At 73.1% G+C, this 17,288-nt stretch carries 14 protein-coding genes; 3 read left to right on the top strand and 11 right to left on the bottom strand.

The window, feature by feature from the left end:
* Window positions 1-50: 50 nt before the first annotated feature.
* From IEZ07_RS16950 to aceB, 5 genes are all read right to left on the bottom strand, one after another.
* A complete protein-coding gene (locus IEZ07_RS16950; protein ID WP_275413819.1) occupies window positions 51-818 on the bottom strand; it encodes an IclR family transcriptional regulator in 768 nt (255 codons plus the stop codon).
* Window positions 815-2,053: a (Fe-S)-binding protein gene (locus IEZ07_RS16945; RefSeq protein ID WP_191895791.1), complete on the bottom strand. Its 1,239-nt coding sequence runs from the start codon at window positions 2,051-2,053 to the stop codon at window positions 815-817. The genes IEZ07_RS16950 and IEZ07_RS16945 overlap by 4 nt, the downstream gene beginning before the upstream one ends.
* A 37-nt stretch (window positions 2,054-2,090) precedes the next feature.
* The gene (locus tag IEZ07_RS16940; protein WP_191895641.1) at window positions 2,091-3,479 is read right to left on the bottom strand and encodes an FAD-binding oxidoreductase; all 1,389 of its coding nucleotides are present in this window, start codon (window positions 3,477-3,479) and stop codon (window positions 2,091-2,093) included.
* Window positions 3,479-4,912, bottom strand: coding sequence for an FAD-linked oxidase C-terminal domain-containing protein (locus tag IEZ07_RS16935; protein ID WP_239320098.1), 1,434 nt, complete (start codon window positions 4,910-4,912; stop codon window positions 3,479-3,481). Before IEZ07_RS16935 ends, IEZ07_RS16940 begins: the two co-directional genes overlap by 1 nt.
* A gap of 129 nt (window positions 4,913-5,041) precedes the next feature.
* Window positions 5,042-6,628: a malate synthase A gene (aceB, locus tag IEZ07_RS16930; protein WP_191895640.1), complete on the bottom strand. Its 1,587-nt coding sequence runs from the start codon at window positions 6,626-6,628 to the stop codon at window positions 5,042-5,044.
* A 232-nt stretch (window positions 6,629-6,860) separates the two neighbouring features.
* On the opposite strand from aceB, the gene IEZ07_RS16925 reads away from it, so the two are divergent.
* Together IEZ07_RS16925 and hflX are read left to right on the top strand one after the other, a co-directional pair.
* Window positions 6,861-7,553, top strand: a complete 693-nt coding sequence (locus IEZ07_RS16925) for a DUF4097 family beta strand repeat-containing protein (RefSeq protein WP_068896900.1) — start codon at window positions 6,861-6,863, stop codon at window positions 7,551-7,553.
* A 332-nt stretch (window positions 7,554-7,885) separates the two neighbouring features.
* Complete coding sequence (gene hflX, locus IEZ07_RS16920; protein WP_191895789.1) at window positions 7,886-9,253, top strand: GTPase HflX; 1,368 nt, start codon at window positions 7,886-7,888, stop codon at window positions 9,251-9,253.
* Between the two features lie 102 nt (window positions 9,254-9,355).
* Here hflX and IEZ07_RS16915 read toward each other — a convergent pair whose 3' ends face one another.
* From IEZ07_RS16915 to IEZ07_RS16890, 6 genes are read right to left on the bottom strand one after another with little or no spacing between them, the layout of a single operon-like run.
* A complete protein-coding gene (locus IEZ07_RS16915) occupies window positions 9,356-10,984 on the bottom strand; it encodes a fused response regulator/phosphatase (RefSeq protein WP_191895639.1) in 1,629 nt (542 codons plus the stop codon).
* The gene (locus IEZ07_RS16910; RefSeq protein ID WP_191895638.1) at window positions 10,981-12,669 is read right to left on the bottom strand and encodes an ATP-binding protein; all 1,689 of its coding nucleotides are present in this window, start codon (window positions 12,667-12,669) and stop codon (window positions 10,981-10,983) included. Before IEZ07_RS16910 ends, IEZ07_RS16915 begins: the two co-directional genes overlap by 4 nt.
* The gene (locus IEZ07_RS16905) at window positions 12,666-13,688 is read right to left on the bottom strand and encodes an ATP-binding protein (RefSeq protein ID WP_191895637.1); all 1,023 of its coding nucleotides are present in this window, start codon (window positions 13,686-13,688) and stop codon (window positions 12,666-12,668) included. Before IEZ07_RS16905 ends, IEZ07_RS16910 begins: the two co-directional genes overlap by 4 nt.
* Complete coding sequence (locus IEZ07_RS16900) at window positions 13,676-14,077, bottom strand: anti-sigma regulatory factor (RefSeq protein WP_191895636.1); 402 nt, start codon at window positions 14,075-14,077, stop codon at window positions 13,676-13,678. Before IEZ07_RS16900 ends, IEZ07_RS16905 begins: the two co-directional genes overlap by 13 nt.
* Window positions 14,074-14,463 (bottom strand): STAS domain-containing protein, encoded by a 390-nt coding sequence (locus IEZ07_RS16895; RefSeq protein ID WP_204054392.1) that lies wholly within the window; start codon window positions 14,461-14,463, stop codon window positions 14,074-14,076. The genes IEZ07_RS16900 and IEZ07_RS16895 overlap by 4 nt, the downstream gene beginning before the upstream one ends.
* Window positions 14,463-15,320, bottom strand: coding sequence for an STAS domain-containing protein (locus IEZ07_RS16890; RefSeq protein ID WP_373868856.1), 858 nt, complete (start codon window positions 15,318-15,320; stop codon window positions 14,463-14,465). Before IEZ07_RS16890 ends, IEZ07_RS16895 begins: the two co-directional genes overlap by 1 nt.
* 704 nt (window positions 15,321-16,024) lie before the next feature.
* Here IEZ07_RS16890 and hutI point away from each other — a divergent pair.
* Window positions 16,025-17,233 (top strand): imidazolonepropionase, encoded by a 1,209-nt coding sequence (gene hutI, locus IEZ07_RS16885; protein ID WP_068896894.1) that lies wholly within the window; start codon window positions 16,025-16,027, stop codon window positions 17,231-17,233.
* Window positions 17,234-17,288: the final 55 nt, after the last annotated feature.

The raw sequence follows: 17,288 nt of genomic DNA, 5'->3' as shown, positions 1-17,288 counted from the left end.
GGGGATGCGTCAGCGCGGACCCGCCGACGGAGATCCGCCGACGGGCGGTCCTACAGGGAGCCGCCGAGCTCGGCGCCGAAGTCGCCCGCGATCCGCCGCATGCCCTCGGCGAGCTCCTCCCGGTCGAGCGTCTCGATGCGCTCGGCCGGGCCGGAGACCGACATCGCGGCGACCGTCCGGGAGCCGTCGTGCACCCCGACGGCCAGGCAGTGCACGCCCAGCTCCTCCTCACCCAGGTCCATCGCGTACCCCCGGGCGCGGACCCGCTCCAGTTCGGCGAGCATGTCGGACAGGTCGGTGATGGTGTTGGCGGTCCGCCGGGGCATGCCGGTCCGCTCGACGAGCGCGGCGACCTCACCGGCCGGCCGGTCGGCCAGCAGCACCTTGCCCACCGCCGTGCTGTGCGGCAGGACCCGCCTGCCCACCTCGGCGAACATCCGCAGCCGCCGGGGGGAGGGCACCTGCGCGACGTAGACGATGAAGTCGCCCTCCAGCACCGCCAGGTTCGCCGTCTCGCCGGACAGCGCGACCATCTTCTCCAGGTACGGCTGCGCCCACGCGCCCACCATGCGCTCGGCCACCCCGCCGAGCCGTACCAGCGCCCCGCCCAGCGCGTAGCGCCGGTCGGACTCCTGGCGCACGTACCCCCGGGCCAGCAGCGTGCGCAGCAACCGGTGGATGGTCCCGTACGGCAGGCCGGTCGCGGCGGACAGCTCGGAGATCCCGGCCTCGCCGCCCTTCCCGGCGAGCGCCTCCAGCAGGTCCAGCGCCCGGTCGACGGACTGCACCGTGCCCATGGCACCGCCCGTCCCGCTCACCCGATCTCCCGCAGGGCCCGCAGGGAGGCGTCCAGGACCTGGGCGGTGTGGGCGACCGGGATCGGGGTCGCGCCGGCGCGGCGGATCGCCGCGGTGATCTGCATGGTGCAGCCGGGGTTGGCCGAGACCAGCAGGTCGGCGCCGGTGGCGAGCACCCGCTCCGCCTTGCGGTCGCCGAGCTCGCGGGCGGCCTCGGGCTGGAGGATGTTGTAGGTCCCGGCGGAGCCGCAGCAGATCGCCGACTCGGCGATCTCCCTCAGCTCCAGGCCGGGCACGGCGGCCAGCAGCTCGCGCGGCTGCGACCGGATCCCCTGGGCGTGGGCCAGGTGGCATGCGTCGTGGTAGGCGGCCGTCAGCGGGAGCGGGTGCCGTGTGGCGACCGGCCCCAGCTCGACGAGGTACTCGGCCAGGTCCGCGACCCTGATCGCGGCGGCCCGGTCGGCCCACCCGCCGTCGAGGATCCCGGTGTAATCCTTCATGGTGGAGCCGCACCCGGCCGCGTTGACCACGACCGTGTCCACGCCGGCCCGCTCGAAGGCGGCGATCGTCCGCCGGGCGAACCGCGCGGCCTGCCCGGGGCGGCCGGAGTGCAGCGACAGGGCGCCGCAGCACCCCTGGGCGGGCGGGATCACCACCTCGCAGCCCTCCATCGCCAGCACCCGGGCGGTGGCCGCATTGACCTGGGGGAAGAACTCCCCCTGCACGCATCCGGTGAGCAGGCCGACCGTGGCCCGGCGCCTGCCGACCGCCCGGACCCGGCGCGGCAGCCGCCGGTGCCGTACCGGCTCGGGGGCGAGGTCGGCGAGCGCGGCCAGGGACGGGCTGACCCGCTCCAGCGCCGGTGCGATCCGTCGCCGCAGGCCGGTGCCCAGCCGCAGCGGCAGCCGCATCGCCCGCAGCCGCCGGGGATAGGGGAACAGCCGGAAGACCAGCTCCCGCACGGCCCGGTCGGCGGGCGGGCGGACGTGCTCGCGCTCCACCACGGCCCGGGTCTGCTCGATCAGCCGGTCGTAGCGCACCCCGGACGGGCAGGCCGTCACGCACGCCATGCAGCCCAGGCAGGCGTCGAAGTGCCCGGCCATCTCGCCGGTCACCGGGGTGCCCGCCACGTGCTGGCCCATCAGGTGGATCCGGCCGCGGGGGGAGTCCATCTCCTCGCCCCACAGGACGTAGGTGGGACAGGACGGCAGGCAGAACCCGCAGTGCACGCAGTCGCCGATCAACCCGGGGTCGATGCCGGGCCCGATGCGGGGGTCGATGTCGGGGTCCACGTCAGAGGCCTTCCGCCAGCCGGCCGGGGGACATCCTCCGGCCGGGGTCGAACCGTTCCTTCACCCGCCGCATCAGCGGGAGCGCCCCGACCGGGCCCCAGGGGTCCACCCGCCGGGCGAGCTCCGGCGGCGCGGCGAGCACGGTCAGCCTGCCGCCGAGCGGACGGACGTCGTCGCGCACCCCGGACACGAACGCCGCGAACTCCGGCCCGCCGGTCTCCGCGGGCAGGGCGACGTGCAGGACCGCCGAGGCCAGCGAACCGCGCACCCGGGCGGGCAGCCCCCTGGCGGCGACCGCCCGCAGCGCGCGGTCGGCGGACGCGGGCGGGACGCGCAGCTCCAGCAGGATCTCACCCGGAACCCCGTTTCCCGGCGTCTCCCCCCACCACGCGGGCGCCTCCCCGGCGACCTCCCACGGTCCGCAGGCTCCGGCGAGGCCCTGTACGGCCTGCGCCCGCGCGTCCGCCGCGGCCCCCTCGAACAGCGCGGAGACCGTGACGCCCCCGGAGGGCGCGGCCCAGTCCAGCTCGACCGCGCTCGGTTCGGCCTGCGCGGCGGCGAGCGCTGACGCGAGCGCGGCCGGGCCGATCGGGCCGGCGGTATCAGCAGGGCCGACCGGATCGCCCATGCCCGCCGGTCCCGCCGGTCCCGCCGGTCCCGTCGGGCCGATCGGGCCGATCGGAGCCTCGAGCCGTCCGGAGCCGTCCGGAACCGTCCAGGAGTCCGGGCCGGGGAGGCGGACGGTGGTCCAGCGGCGGACCGGGGAGACCGGGTGGAGGCGGAAGGCGGCCTCGGTGATGATCCCGAGCGTGCCGTACGAGCCGGTGAAGAGCTTGCCGAGGTCGTAGCCCGCGACGTTCTTCACGACCTTCCCGCCGGACCGGGCGACCGTGCCGTCCGCGAGCACGACGGTGATCCCGATCAGCAGGTCGCGGGCGGTGCCGTAGCGGAGCCTGCGCGGCCCGGCGGCGGCCGTGGCGAGCACGCCTCCGACGGTGGAGCCGCCGGCGGGGACGTCCAGGGCGAGCTCCTGGCCGGCGGCGGCGAGGGCCCCGGCCAGGGCCTCTGCGGTCACGCCCGCTTGCGTCCGCACGACGAGGTCGCCGGAGGCGTGCTCCAGGATCCCGTCCAGGTGGCGGGTGCCGACCAGCAGGTCGCACCGCTCCGGCGGGCGCCCCCAGTGCAGCCGGGTGCCGCCGCCGGTGGGCACGGCCGCCAGGTCGAGGGAGGCGCAGACCCGCATCAGCGCCGCGACCTCCTCGGTGCTTCCCGGCAGGGCCACCCAGCGGGGCACGACTCCGGCGACGGTGTCGCCGGGACCCGCGTCCCGGATCTCCGCACCGGTCCCGCGCAGCGCCGCCACCGCGGCGCTCCCGTACGGCGCGCCCATCAGAACTGCTCCGCCCTGCCGGACTCCACCAGGGGGTGCGCCCCCCGGCGGACGCCCGGGACCTCGCCGCACAGGCGCGGGGTCGGGAAGACCTTGCCCGGGTTGGACAGGCCGCGGGAGTCGAAGGCGCAGCGGACCAGTTGCATGGTGTCCAGATCGTCGTCGGTGAACATCTTCGGCATATATCGTGCCTTGTCAACACCGACCCCGTGCTCACCGGTGATGGATCCGCCGTGCTCCACGCACAGGTCGAGGATCCTGCCCGAGACGGCCTCGGCCCGCTCGGCCGCGCCCGGCTCGGCGTCGTCGAAGAGCACCAGCGGGTGCAGGTTGCCGTCCCCGGCGTGGAAGACGTTGGCCACCCGGATGCCGTGCTCGGCCGAGAGCCGGTCGATGCTCGCCAGGACGCCCGGCAGCGCGGTCCGGGGGACCACGCCGTCCTGCACGATGTAGGCGGGGCTGATCCGGCCGACCGCGGCGAAGGCGGACCTGCGGCCCTTCCAGATCGCGGCCCGCTCCGCGGGATCGGCGGCGGTCCGCAGCTCGAACGCGCCGCTCTCGAGGCAGACCCGCTCCACCTCGGCGGATTGGAGCGCCGTCTCGGCGGCCGGCCCGTCCAGCTCCACGATGAGGACCGCGCCCGCGCCGGCGGGGTAGGCGCAGGCCACGGCCGCCTCCGCGGCCTCGATCGCCAGCGCGTCCATCATCTCGATCGCCGCCGGGACGATGCCGCCGCCGATGATCGCCGAGACGGCCCGCCCGCCCTGCTCGATGCTCCCGAACGCCGCCAGCAGCGTGGTCACGGCCTCCGGCGCGCGCAGCAGCCGTACGGTGACCTTCGTGGTGATCCCGAGCGTGCCCTCCGAGCCGACGAACGCGCCCAGCAGGTCGTAGCCCGGGTCGTCGGCGTCCAGGGTGACGATGTCGCCGTCCGGGGTGACGATCTCCAGGGCCAGCACGTGGTTGACCGTGAAGCCGTACTTCAGGCAGTGGGCGCCGCCGGAGTTCTCCGCCACGTTCCCGCCGATCGTGCAGACCTGCTGGCTGGAGGGGTCGGGCGCGTAGTAGTAGCCGTGCGGGCGGACCGCCTCGGTGATCGCCAGGTTGGTCACGCCGGGCTCCACCACGGCCCGCCGGTTCGGCAGGTCGACCTCCAGGACGCGCCGCATCCTGGAGGTGACGACCAGCACGCCGTCGGTCCGCGGGAGCGCGCCGCCGGACAGCCCGGTGCCCGCGCCCCGGGCCACGAACGGCACGCCGTACTCGTTGCAGATCCGCACCACGGCGGCGATCTGCCCGGCGGTCTCCGGGAGCACGACGACCCCGGGGACGGCCCGGTGGTGGGTCAGCCCGTCGCACTCGTAGGTGCGCAGCCGCACCGGATCGGTGATCACCGCCCCGGGCGGCAGGACCGCCGCCAGCCGCCGGGCGATCCTGTCGAGCGCGGGGCCGCGCACGGGTGTCGCGCCTGTCGTGTCCGTCAACGCGCCTCCTCCGGCGGCCGCGGGGCCGCGGTGGGATCCTCTCCGGACGAGGAGGATCCCACCGCGGGATCCCCCGTGTCACGGCATGCGGGCATACGCGGGCAGGGTGAGGAACTCGGCGAAGTCGTCGTCGAGGGCGACCTCCTTGAACAGCGCGGTGGCCTGGGCGTAGAGGGCCTCGTCGTAGCCCGGCTCGGCCTCGATCCTGGCGAGCTCCTCGTCGATGATCCGCTCGACGAGCTCCTTGGTGACCACGGCCCCGGTGTCGGCGAGCTCGATGTCGTTGTGGATCCACTGCCAGATCTGGGAGCGGGAGATCTCGGCGGTGGCGGCGTCCTCCATCAGGTTGTGGATCGCCACCGCGCCCAGGCCGCCCATCCAGGCGGCGAGGTAGCGCAGCGCCACGTCCACGTTGTTGCGCAGGCCGGCCTCGGTGATGTCGCCCGGGGTCTTGGAGATCGCGAGCAGGTCGGCGGCGGAGACGGAGACGTCCTCGCGGAGCCGGGCGAGCTGGTTGGGCTCGTCGCCGAGCACGCCGTCGAAGACCTCGCGGCAGATCGGGACCAGGTCGGGGTGGGCGACCCAGGAGCCGTCGAAGCCGTCGCCGGACTCGCGGGTCTTGTCGGCGGTGACCTTCTCCAGGGCGACCCTGTTGACCTCGGCGTCGCGGCGGGAGGGGATGAAGGCGGCCATGCCGCCGATAGCGTGCGCGCCGCGCTTGTGGCAGGTGCGGACCAGCAGCTCGGTGTAGGCGCGCATGAAGGGGGCGGTCATGGTCACCGCGTTCCGCTCGGGCAGCAGGAACTCCCGGCCCCGGGTCCGGAACTTCTTGATGACGCTGAACAGGTAGTCCCAGCGGCCCGCGTTGAGCCCGGCCGAGTGGTCGCGGAGCTCGTAGAGGATCTCCTCCATCTCGAACGCGGCCGGGTAGGTCTCGATCAGCACGGTCGCGCGGATCGTGCCCTGCGGGACGCCGAGCAGGTCCTGCGCCCGGACGAAGACGTCGTTCCAGAGGCGGGCCTCCAGGTGCGACTCCATTTTCGGCAGGTAGAAGTAGGGGCCCTTGCCCTTGGCGAGCTGCCGGGCGGCGCAGTGGAAGAAGTAGAGGCCGAAGTCGACGAGCGAACCGGAGAACGGGGCGCCGTCGCAGGTGAGGTGCTTCTCCTCCAGGTGCCAGCCGCGCGGGCGGACCACGATGGTGGCCAGCTCCTCGTCGTGCTTGAGCGCGTAGCTCTTGCCGCCGGTCTCGAAGTCGATGGTCCGGTCCAGCGCGTCCCGCAGGTTGAGCTGGCCGTTGACGGTGTTCTCCCAGGTGGGGGCGTTGGCGTCCTCGAAGTCCGCCAGCCAGACCTTGGCCCCGGAGTTCAGCGCGTTGATCGTCATCTTCCGGTCGACCGGGCCGGTGATCTCCACCCGGCGGTCCACCAGGCCGGGCGCGGGCGGGGCGACCTTCCACTCGGACTCGCGCACGTGCCTGGTCTCGGGAAGGAAGTCCAGGGTGCCGCCGGCCGACAGCTCCTCCTGCCGCGCCCGGCGGGCGGCCAGCAGCTCCAGCCGCCGGGCGCCGAACTCGCGCTGGAGGGCGGCGACGAAGGCCAGCGCCTCCGGCGTGAGGATCTGGTCGAACCGCTCCAGCATGGGGCCGGTGATCTCAACGCCGTCCATGAGCTTCCTTTCCGTCTGGTGGAAAACGACTTCTGAATTGTGGAATCGACGCTACTGGACGGTCACTTACGGGTCAAAGGCCGGGGTCCTCTCAGGGCCCCCTCCGGGGTCTCCCGGATGGGATCATGAGGACGGCCGGGCCACAGTTGGATCAGTTCCCTCCGACGGAGAGGGCGCGGAACCGGTCGTGAGGGGGAGGCGGAGCGCCTCCCGGAAGTCGAGGATCAGTCTCATGAAGAAGAACATGCTGGCCGCGGGGGCGCTCCTGGGATCGGCACTGGTGCTCTCCGGCTGCGGGGTCGGTCCTCTGGCCACTCAGCAGACCGCCGTCTCCTACGACGTGGCCGACGAGGTGCTGGTGCTCTCCGTGGACGCGGAGGCCGGGGACATCGTGGTGAACGAGTCCGGCCGGAGCGGGATCGGCGTCACCGAGACCCTCCACTGGAGCAACGACAAGCCGAAGACGGAGCACTCCGTCGACGGCGGCACCCTCACGCTGAAGTACACCTGCCCGTCCGGGTTCAGCCTGGGGAGTTGCAGCGTCGACTACAAGGTCGAGATCCCCAAGGGGGTGCGGGTCCGGGTCGAGACCGGCGCGGGCGACATCACGCTGCGCTCCCTCACCGGCGAGGTGGAGGCGGGCAGCGGGGCCGGTGACATCGAGGCCGGCGGCCTGGCGGCCAAGACGTTCACCGCCGACACGGGGGCCGGCGACGTCGAGGCGGAGTTCACCGCCGCACCGGACCGGGTCGACGTGGAGACCGGCGCGGGCGACGCCACGGTACGGCTGCCCAAGGGCCCCTACCGGGTGGACCTCGGCAGCGGCGCCGGGGACGAGACGATCCAGGTCGAGCAGGACCCGTCCGCGACCCGCACCGTGAAGGTGAGCAGCGGTGCCGGGGACGCGAAGGTGCTCCCGGTCTGAGCCCCGCCCGCCGGCTCCGGGCCCCGTCCGCCGATCCCGGGGCCCGCCCGCCGGTCTGAGCCCCGCGGCCGGCCCCGGGCTCGCCCGCCGGGTCCGGGTCCCGCCCATCCGGGCGGGCGGGCCGCAGGGGATAACCAGGTGAGGTCCGGACGTCGACATGGCACCATCGGCGGGAAGACATCCGAGGAGTCCGGGCGTTGTCATAGGTGTCACGCCATGGGCGTCACAGGATGACGCACACGGAAACCGAGCATCCGAACAGGAGCAACGACATAGACACTCGTGAGTCGCTGGACTTTGACCAGTTCGACGATCTGCCCGAGACCGGTGAGATGGACCTGGCCGAGCGCCAGGCGCTGCGCCGGGTGGCAGGGCTCTCCACCGAGCTCGAGGACGTCACCGAGGTCGAATACCGTCAGCTGCGGCTCGAGAGGGTCGTCCTGGTCGGTGTCTGGACCTCGGGCACGGTGACCGACGCCGAGAACTCCCTCCTGGAGCTCAAGCTCCTCGCGGAGACGGCGGGCTCGGAGGTGCTGGAAGGACTGATCCAGCGCCGCCAGAAGCCCGACACGGCGACCTACATCGGCTCCGGCAAGGCGCAGGAGCTGGCGGACATCGTGGCGGCGACCGGCGCCGACACCGTGGTCTGCGACGGTGAGCTGAGCCCCGGCCAGCTGCGGCAGCTGGAGGAGGTCGTCAAGGTCAAGGTCATCGACCGGACCATGCTGATCCTCGACATCTTCGCCCAGCACGCCAAGAGCCGGGAGGGCAAGGCCCAGGTCGAGCTCGCCCAGCTCAACTACCTCCTGCCGCGCCTGCGCGGCTGGGGCGGAAACCTGTCCCGCCAGGTCGGCGGCCGGGCCGCGGGCGGCGTCGGCATCGGCGGACGCGGTCCAGGTGAGACCAAGATCGAGCTGGACCGCCGCCGCATCCGCGAGCGGATGGCCAAGCTCCGCCGGCAGATCGGCGAGATGACCACCGCGCGCGAGACCAAGCGCGCGCGGCGGGTGCAGCGCGAGGTCCCGGCCGTGGCCATCGCCGGCTACACCAACGCCGGCAAGTCCTCGCTGCTGAACCGGCTGACCGGCGCGGGCGTGCTGGTGGAGAACGCGCTCTTCGCCACCCTCGACCCGACCGTCCGCAGGGCCTACACCCCCGAGGGGCGGCTGTTCACGCTGGCCGACACCGTCGGGTTCGTCCGGCACCTGCCGCACCAGCTGGTCGAGGCCTTCCGCTCCACGCTGGAGGAGGTCGGCGACGCCGACCTGATCCTGCACGTGGTCGACGGCTCGCACCCCGACCCGGAGTCGCAGCTCGCCGCAGTGCGGGAGGTCTTCTCCGAGATCGAGGGCGCGGGGGACATCCCCGAGATCGTGGTCGTCAACAAGGCCGACGCCGCCGACCCGGTGGTGCTGGCCCAGCTGACCGCGCGGGAGAAGCACACCGTCGTCGTCTCGGCCCGCACCGGCGCCGGGATCGACGAGCTGAGGGCCGTGATCGAGCGCGAACTGCCGCGTTTCGACCGGGAGGTCCGGATGCTCGTGCCGTACCAGCGCGGAGACCTGGTCTCCCGGGTGCACCAGGAGGGCGAGGTCCTCGACGTCGAGCACACCGAGGAGGGCACGATCCTGCACGCCAGGGTCCTGCCCGGTCTGTTCGCCGAACTGGAGCGGACCGCCAGGCCGGTCGAGACCGTCTGAGGCGGCCGGAGCGGCGCGGCGGCGGCCCGCAGGAGCGATCCGTGAGCCGGGCCGGGGACGTGCGGACGTCCCCGGCCCGGCTCCCGTGCGTTCCGAGGGCGTTCAGGAGCCGTCCGGTCCGTCCGCCGTGCGGCGGAAGATCACGAGCGCCACGTCGTCCTCGCGGGCCCCGAAACGGGTGATCAGGCGGTCGCAGAACGGCTCCAGGTCCTCCGTGACCGCCTCCGCCACCTGCCGGGCGGTCTCCAGGCTCTCGTCGAGCAGCGTGTCGCGGTCCTCGATGAGGCCGTCGGTGAACAGCAGCACCGAGCCTCCCGAAGGGACCGAGAGCCGGTCGACGCGGTAGGTCTCCTCGGCCACGCCCAGCAGCAGGTTGCCCAGGCCGTGGTAACGGGCCCCGCCGCGGCCGTCGGTGAGGAGCGGCGGGATGTGCCCCGCGTTGGCGATCTGTGCCTCCCCGGTCGCCGGGTCGATGAGGACCAGGCACACGGTGGCGGTCATCCCGGGGTGGTAGCGCCGCAGCACGTCGTTGAGCAGCGCCATGGAGGCGCCCAGGTCCACCGCAGGCCCGAGGAGCGAGGCGCGCAGCGCGTGGCGGAGCTCGGCCATCACGGTGGCGGCGAGCAGTGAGTGCCCCTGGACGTCGCCGATGCCGACGAGGACCCGCTCACCGAGCTGGACGACCTCGTAGAAGTCCCCGCCGACCTCGACGTTGTCCACCGCGGGCTGGTAGCGCCAGCTGATGTCCAGCCCGGCGACCTCGGGGATCCGGGCCGGCAGGAGGCTGCGCTGCAGGGTGAGCGCGATCGCGTGCTCCTCGGCGTACGCGCGCAGGTTGTCGACCGTCAGGGCGAGCGCCTGCCCGAGCTGGCGCAGGATGTTGCACTCGTCCTGGTCGAGCGGGGGGACCGCCTCCACTCCCAGGGCGACCGGGGGACGGCCGGGTTTGGTCCGGGAGAGCACGGACAGGATCTCGTTCTCGACGAGCGTGTCGGGCATCAGCTCCGCCCAGAACGCGGGGGAGAAGGTGAGGATCTCCGTTCCCACGGCGTTCCCCGTGGCGCGGGCGCTCAGTTCGGTCAGGACGCCGGGGGCGGCGGCCCTCGGCACGGCGGTGCCGTCCGGGGGCATGGCGGTGAACCTGCGGACCCGGCCGTCGGGCGGGAGGACCAGCACGCCCGCGTGCCTGCCCAGGATCCGGCAGGTGCCCTCGACGGCGGAGGCGACGAGCTCGTCGAACGTTCCGGCGGCGTTCATCGCCAGGGTGACCTCGGTCAGGGCGGCGAGCCGCCGGGCCATGCGCTCGGCACGCTGCCGCGCGCGGTAGTAGCGCAGCGTGGCCTCGATCGTCGCCGCGAACTCGTCCGGTTCGACGGGTTCCGCCAGATAGGCGTCCGCGCCGCGTTCCAGTCCCCGGGCCCGGTCGGCGGCGGTGATCGCCGCCCCCGAGATCTGGACGACCGGGATCGCCGAGGTGGCGGGATCGGCCTTGATCTGTTCGCAGACCTCGTAGCCGCTGAGGTCGGGCAGGCGGACGTCGAGGACCACGAGGTCGGGGTGGACCTCCCTGACCCTGGCCAGCGCCTCCAGGCCGCCCGCCGCCTCCACGACCCGGTGCCCGGCCCGCCGCAGCCAGCTGGACAGGATGTAGAGCTTGGTCGGCGTGTCGTCCACGACGAGCACCGTCGCCTGCTCCGTGCCGGCCGTCCGGCCCGCCCGCTCGTCGGTCATCCCCGGTCGTCCTCGTGTTCCAGTGCGTGCCGTACGGTCTCCAGCAGGACGTCCCGGCGCAGCCCGTGCTTGGGGAGGACCGCGCGGACGTTCGGCGGGTGGTGCTGGGAGGTCGCGGCGGTGACCATGACCACGGGGACGTCGCGCAGCCGCTCGTCGTCGGCCATCCGCTGCATCAGGGCCGCCCCGTCCATCCGGGGCATCAGCAGGTCCACCAGCGCGAGGTCCGGAGGGGCGGCCGCCATCGCCTCCAGCGCGGCCAGCCCGTCGGAGGCCTCGTCGATGCGGGCGGCGAAACCGGTGAGCATCCGCCGTACGTCCTCGCGGAACTCCGCGTCGTCGTCGGCGACGAGGACGCGGCCGACCACCGGTACGGCGTCGTGGCCGTGCGGGAGCCGTACCACGACGGTGGTGCCCCGCCCCGGCGCGCTGCTGAGCCGGAGCGTGCCGCCCATCGCCTCGGTCAGGCGCCGGGCGTACGGCAGGCCGAGCCCGGTGCCCCGGGCCCGCACCTGGATCGGGCCCGGAACCTGGTAGAACTCCTCGAAGACGCGGTCGAGGTGCTCGGCGGGGATGCCGATGCCGGTGTCGGTCACCGTGAACACCACCTCGCGGGTCGTCTCGTCGTACGTCACGTCGAGCCGGACCTCTCCCTCCTCGGTGAACTTCAGGCCGTTGGCGAGCAGGTTGCGCAGGACCCTGGTGAGCATGACCTCGTCGGCCAGGATCTCGGGCGGCCCTCCGGTCACCCGGACCGAGAGCGCGACCCCGCCGGCCTCGCCGGTCGGGTGCAGCGTCATGCGCAGCCGCTCGGCCAGCTCGACCAGGTCCACTGCGGCGGGCTGGGGGTCCAGCCGTCCCGACTCGGCCTTGGCCATGTCGAGCAGCTCGCTGACCAGCGCCAGGAGCGTCTCGGCGGAGGAGCCGATGAGCTGGACCTGGTGGAGCTGCTCGGCGCCGAGCGGGTCCCCGCCGGGCCCCACCAGCAGGCGGACCAGGCCGATGATCGAGTTGAGCGGGGTGCGCAGCTCGTGGCTGACGGTGGCCCAGAACCGCTTCCTGGCGTCGCTCGCCTCCCGCAGCTGCCGGGACTTCTCGTCCAGCTCCGCGTAGAGCGCCACGACGCCGCGGTTGGTCTCCTCTAGCTCCGCCGAGAGCTGGTTGTACAGGGCGAGGACGCCCTGGTTGGTCTCCTCCAGCTCGGTGTTGAGCTGCCGCACCTCCTCCAGGGTCTCGGCGAGCTCGCGGTTCTGCTGGCGGAGTTCGTCCAGGGCGGTCGCCGGCGTCAGCCGGTCGAGCCTGGCGCGGATCTCCGCGGCGGAGAGCCGGACCCGGCCGGGCGGGAGCCGCTTGCGCATGCTCACCCGCCCGCCGGCGGGATCGGCCTCGATCGAGTCCATGAGGCGGCCCGCCAGCGTCACGCCGGTGGTCGGGCGGAAGCCGCCGTCCGCGGTGAAGGTGAGGGAGACGACGAGCTCGTCCTGGTCGAGCAGGAAGACGACGGCGACGTCGTCGAGCCCCTCGATGGCGATCTCCCGCCCCAGCTCGCTCAGCGCCGTGGCGACCCGGATCTGGTCCTGTGCCGTCATCCCGGCCGTCTCGGCGACCTCGCGGCCCAGCCGGCGCATCGCGAACACGTCCTGATCGTCCAGGACGCGGATCCTGATCAGCTCCTCACCGGTCATGCGGCCGGTCTCACCGTCACCACGCAGGCGTCGTCCCGGCGGGTCCCGGCGTCGCGCAGCAGGGTGACGGCGGCGACGGAGGGCGTGCGCGCCACCAGCCCCGGATCGGCGGCGACGTCCCAGCGGTCGGAGAGCCCGTCGGAGTGGAGCACGACCATGGCGTTCTCCGGCAGGGTGTACTCGTACTGCCGGAGGGTGCGGCCCTGGTGGCCGGCGATGCCCGGCACCGAGATCATCCCCTGGCGGCCCTCCGGATGGGCGATCCACGCCGAGACGTTGCCCAGACCGGCGAAGCTCACCGGGCCGCCGGCCGCGCCGATCCGGGCCACGGCGACGGCGCCCCCGCGCGTGCGGGCGATGCCGCGGTGGATCCGCTCCAGGGCGGAGACCGGCTCGAAGCCGGGATGCCGGTCGGCGTGCTCCAGGAAGACCCGCACCGCCTCGCGCGAGGCCAGGGCCGCGGCCTCGCCGTGCCCCAGCCCGTCGCACACCATCACGGTGGTCGACGTGCCGCTCTCGACGACCGCGAAGGCGTCGCCGCAGACGACCTCCTCCCCGATCGGGCGGGTCACCCCGCTGACCCGCGACGGGGGGAGGACCGCGCTCCGGGCGGTGAAGCACATGCCCACCACCGTGCCGCGGCCGGGCACGGAGTGCACGTCGTACCCGCTGGCCATGCGCGCGATGCCGCCCAGCCCGATGCCGAGCGTGCCCTTGGTGGAGTATCCGTCCCGCAGGGCACGGGAGAAGTCGTGCATGCCCGGTCCCCGGTCCATGGCGACCACCTCGACCGCGGAGGCCAGCTCCGGGTGCGGCCGGATCAGCATGACGCCCTCGACCGCGTGCTTGACCAGGTTCGAGGCGGCCTCGCTCACCGCGACGGCGACCCGGCCGGTGTCCTGCTCGTCGAACCCGCACGCCTCGGCCAGCGCGACGGCGGTACGGCGGAGCGAGCCGACGGCGCTCTCCTCCTCGGTCCTGATCCAGACGTCGTTGTGGGAACGGATCACCTGGCCCATTTCGTCACCGTCACCAGCGTCCCCTCGCCGGGAGCCGATCTCAGGTCGAACTCGTCGACGAGGCGGCGGGAGCCGCTCAGGCCGAGTCCCAGACCGCCGCCGGTGGTCCAGCCGTCGGTGAGCGCCTGCTCGATGTCGGGGATGCCGGGCCCGTCGTCGCTGAAGGTGAGCCGCAGGCCCGAGCGCGCGCCGTTGTGCACGATCTCGATCCGGGCCCGGCCGCCCCCCGCGTAGACCAGGGCGTTGCGGGCCAGCTCGCTGGCCGCGGTCACCACCTTGGTCTGGTCCACGAGGGACAGCCCGACCTCGACGGCGGTGGCGCGGACCTGCTGGCGCACCAGTACGACGTCGCCGTTGCCGGTGATGGGCAGTTCCGCGGGAGACGTCACCGCGTCGCCGCAGTCGTCCGCGGGCCGCCGCGGCGGTCGCGCTGGTCGAGCAGGGCGACGCCCTTCTCGAGGTTGAGCGCGGTGCGCACGCCCCCGAGGGAGAGCCCGAGCTCCACCAGGGTGATCGCGACGGCCGGGCGCATGCCCACCACGATGGTCTCGGCGTCGAGCATGCGGGAGATCGAGGCGATGGTGGCGAGCATGCGGCCGATGAACGAGTCGACGATCTCCACGGCGGTGATGTCGATGATCACTCCGCGTGCGCCCGTCGCGACCACCCGGTCCGCCAGGTCCTCCTGGAGCGCCAGGACGCTCTGGTCCTGCAGGTCGATCTGGATGGAGACGATGAGGATGTCCCCGAGCTTGAGAACGGGCACGCGGTCCATCAGACCTCCTCGGCCCGTACGGCGATGCGGGTCCTGCGGCCCGAGTCGATCTCGACCCCGCTCCGGCGCAGCGCGTGGGCCAGGGCGTCGGCCAGGGAGGCCTTGGTCACGATGTCGCCGAACTCGATGCCGAGGGTCACGATGGTGTGGGCGATCTGCGGGCGGATGCCGGAGATCACGCACTCGGCGCCCATCAGCCGGGCCGCCACCACGGTCTTGAGCAGGTGCTGGGCGACCTGGGTGTCGACCGCGGGCACGCCGGTGATGTCGATCACCGCGTGCTCGGAGCCGGTGTCCACCAGGGTCTGCAGCAGCTTCTCCATGACCACCTGGGTCCTGGCCGAGTCGAGGGTGCCGACCAGCGGCACCGCGACGATGCCCTCCCAGAGTTTCACCACCGGGGTCGACAGCTCCAGGAGCTGCTCGGCCTGATCGATGATGATCTTCTCCCTGGCCGCCGCGTAGGTCTCGAAGGTGAAGAGCCCGAGGTCGTCGACGATCTTGGTGAACCAGATGAAGCCCCGCAGGGCCTCCGCGCCGCCGTCGGCCTCGACGATCTCGTAGACCGCCTCCTTCACCCCGAAGACCGCGACGGCGGTCGCCGTCGGGCTGTGCCCCTCGCGGGCGCGGGACCGGGACAGGTCCGCGAGCAGGCCTCGAAGGTCGCTGGTGTCGCCGGACTCCAGGGAGTCGCGCAGGGCGTGGTAGACGTCGCGGAGCCGGCCCGCGAGGTCGCTCCGGTCCGCCGGTCCACCGGAGGCGCTCTCCAGCCAGCGCTTGAGGATGCGCTCCTCGTGGTCCCGGAGAAGCTCTTCGATGCGACGCCGACCGGCGTCCGCGTGGACGGTCAAGATCACTCCCAATGCATACGAGGCGCTCGCAGGCAAGGCTACAGCGCTTGTCGTGATGCGCCCCATTCGTGAAGCGGGGCCGGGAAGGAGCCGCAGAACTCGTGGAGCGGGGCCGGGAGAAGGCTTCGGAGTGGTGCCGGAGTGCCGGTGACGCGGCCGGTCGCTGTGTGAGATTAGAAGGACATCGGCTTTGAGGGCAATGCCGATGCTTGCGCTGCAGGTCCCGATTGGGAAGAACTGACACTTCCTAAAAACCGTATATATCCCCGTAAATCGGGCACTGGCCGGTCAAGGTTTAGGTTGCTACCATGGGGCAAACCTAACGAGATGTTAGGGCACAGGTCTGTTTGTCGCCCGATGTTACAGGTGGGGAACAAGTGATCTGAGCTGCGGAAACATGCTCGCTGTGGGCTGCGGGCGCGGGGCCGGCGAACCGGCGGCGGTTACGGCGAATCGGCGTTCTTCCCCATTAGCCTGTACAGCGGGCCAAGCTGTGAAATAACGTAACTGAACCGAAACCGCCGGATCATGGCTCCGGCGCTACTGTCGCCGCACACACATGAGCGGATGAGAGCAGGAGACCCCCCAATGTCGTCCGGACTCGGAGCGGACCCGGTGGGCACCACGCCCGGCACCGGCCGGGCTCCCTCGTCGTCTCCGGAGACGCCCTCCGCTCCGGTGCCCTTCCCTGCGCACAAGGCGGTGATGCGATGACGGTCCGCCTGCTGACCAACATCGGCCGGCTCTGGACCGGCAACGACGTCTGCAGCAATGCCGCGATCCTCGTGCACAACGACCGCATCGCCTGGGTCGGCCGCGCCGCGGACCTGCCGCAGAGCGTCCCCGGCGTGGTGGACGACATCGTCGACGTCGACCACGTCGAGAACCTGGGCGGCGCGCTCGTCACGCCCGGTCTGATCGACGCCCACACCCATCCCGTCTACGCGGGCAACCGCTACGCGGAGATGGCCATGCGCTCGGGCGGCTCCACCCCGTCCGCGATCACCGCGGCCGGCGGGGGCATCGGTTCCACCGTCACGGTCACCCGCGGGACCGACCCGTGGACCCTGTGCAACGGCGTCCGCGAGCGCCTGCGCGAGTGGCTGCTCAGCGGCACCACCACGGTCGAGGCGAAGACCGGCTACCACCTCACCCGCGACGGCGAGCTCGCCGACGTGCGGCTCCTGCGCGAGCTGGAGAAGGAGCCGATGATGCCGCGCGTGCACGTCACGTTCCTCGCCGCGCACGTCGTCCCGCCGGAGTACTTCGGACGCCAGCGCGACTACGTCGAGGCCGTCGGGGCCTGGTGCGCCGACGCCGCCGCGGCCGGTGCCGACAGCGTGGACGTCTACTGCGACGAGGGCCACTTCACCACCGACGAGGCCCGCTGGGTGCTCGCCTCGGGGCGCAACGTGGGCCTGCTTCCCCGCCTCCACGCCGGCGCCTACAGCCGCCGGGGCGCGGTCCAGCTCGCGGCCGAACTCGGATGCGCCTCGGCGGACCTGCTCCACCACACCTCCGACGAGGACATCGCGGTCCTGTCCCGCTACGGGGTCCCCGCCGTGCTCTGTCCCGGCACCGCGCTCCAGCGCGGCAGCCTGCCCCCCGTGCGCCGGATGCTGGCCCAGGGCGTCACGGTGGCCCTCGGCAGCGACCACAACCCCGGCCACTGCGGCATCACCTCGATGTCCCTGGTCGTCAGCCTCGCGGTGGCGGCCTTCGGCATGAGCGTGGGCGACGCCCTGCGCGCTGCCACCCTGGGCGGAGCCACCGTTCTCGGGGCCCCCGACCGGGGTGTCCTGGCTCCCGGCCGCCTGGCCGACATCGTCCAGTGGGACGCGGACCACGAGGGCGCCTTCGCCTGGGCCTTCGGACTCAAGCCCCGGCGCGTCTGGCGGGGCGGCACCCCCGTCCAGTAGCACCCGGCGCGGGCTCCCGCCCCGGCCTGCGGGCCGGAGCTCCGGCCCGCAGGCC

The sequence above is a fragment of the Planomonospora parontospora genome, from assembly GCA_014647935.1.
Taxonomy (GTDB): domain Bacteria; phylum Actinomycetota; class Actinomycetes; order Streptosporangiales; family Streptosporangiaceae; genus Planomonospora; species Planomonospora parontospora.
Note: the sequence above shows the minus strand (reverse complement) of the source record. Positions and strands in the feature narration are given on the sequence as shown.

Coding starts and splice junctions, on each gene's coding strand:
- IEZ07_RS16940 (WP_191895641.1), bottom strand. CDS start 3,479: ATGGGCGCGCCGTACGGGAGCGCCGCGGTGGCGGCGCTGCGCGGGACC.
- aceB (WP_191895640.1), bottom strand. CDS start 6,628: ATGGACGGCGTTGAGATCACCGGCCCCATGCTGGAGCGGTTCGACCAG.
- IEZ07_RS16925 (WP_068896900.1), top strand. CDS start 6,861: ATGAAGAAGAACATGCTGGCCGCGGGGGCGCTCCTGGGATCGGCACTG.
- hflX (WP_191895789.1), top strand. CDS start 7,886: ATGGACCTGGCCGAGCGCCAGGCGCTGCGCCGGGTGGCAGGGCTCTCC.
- IEZ07_RS16915 (WP_191895639.1), bottom strand. CDS start 10,984: ATGACCGACGAGCGGGCGGGCCGGACGGCCGGCACGGAGCAGGCGACG.
- IEZ07_RS16910 (WP_191895638.1), bottom strand. CDS start 12,669: ATGACCGGTGAGGAGCTGATCAGGATCCGCGTCCTGGACGATCAGGAC.
- IEZ07_RS16905 (WP_191895637.1), bottom strand. CDS start 13,688: ATGGGCCAGGTGATCCGTTCCCACAACGACGTCTGGATCAGGACCGAG.
- IEZ07_RS16895 (WP_204054392.1), bottom strand. CDS start 14,463: ATGGACCGCGTGCCCGTTCTCAAGCTCGGGGACATCCTCATCGTCTCC.
- hutI (WP_068896894.1), top strand. CDS start 16,025: ATGACGGTCCGCCTGCTGACCAACATCGGCCGGCTCTGGACCGGCAAC.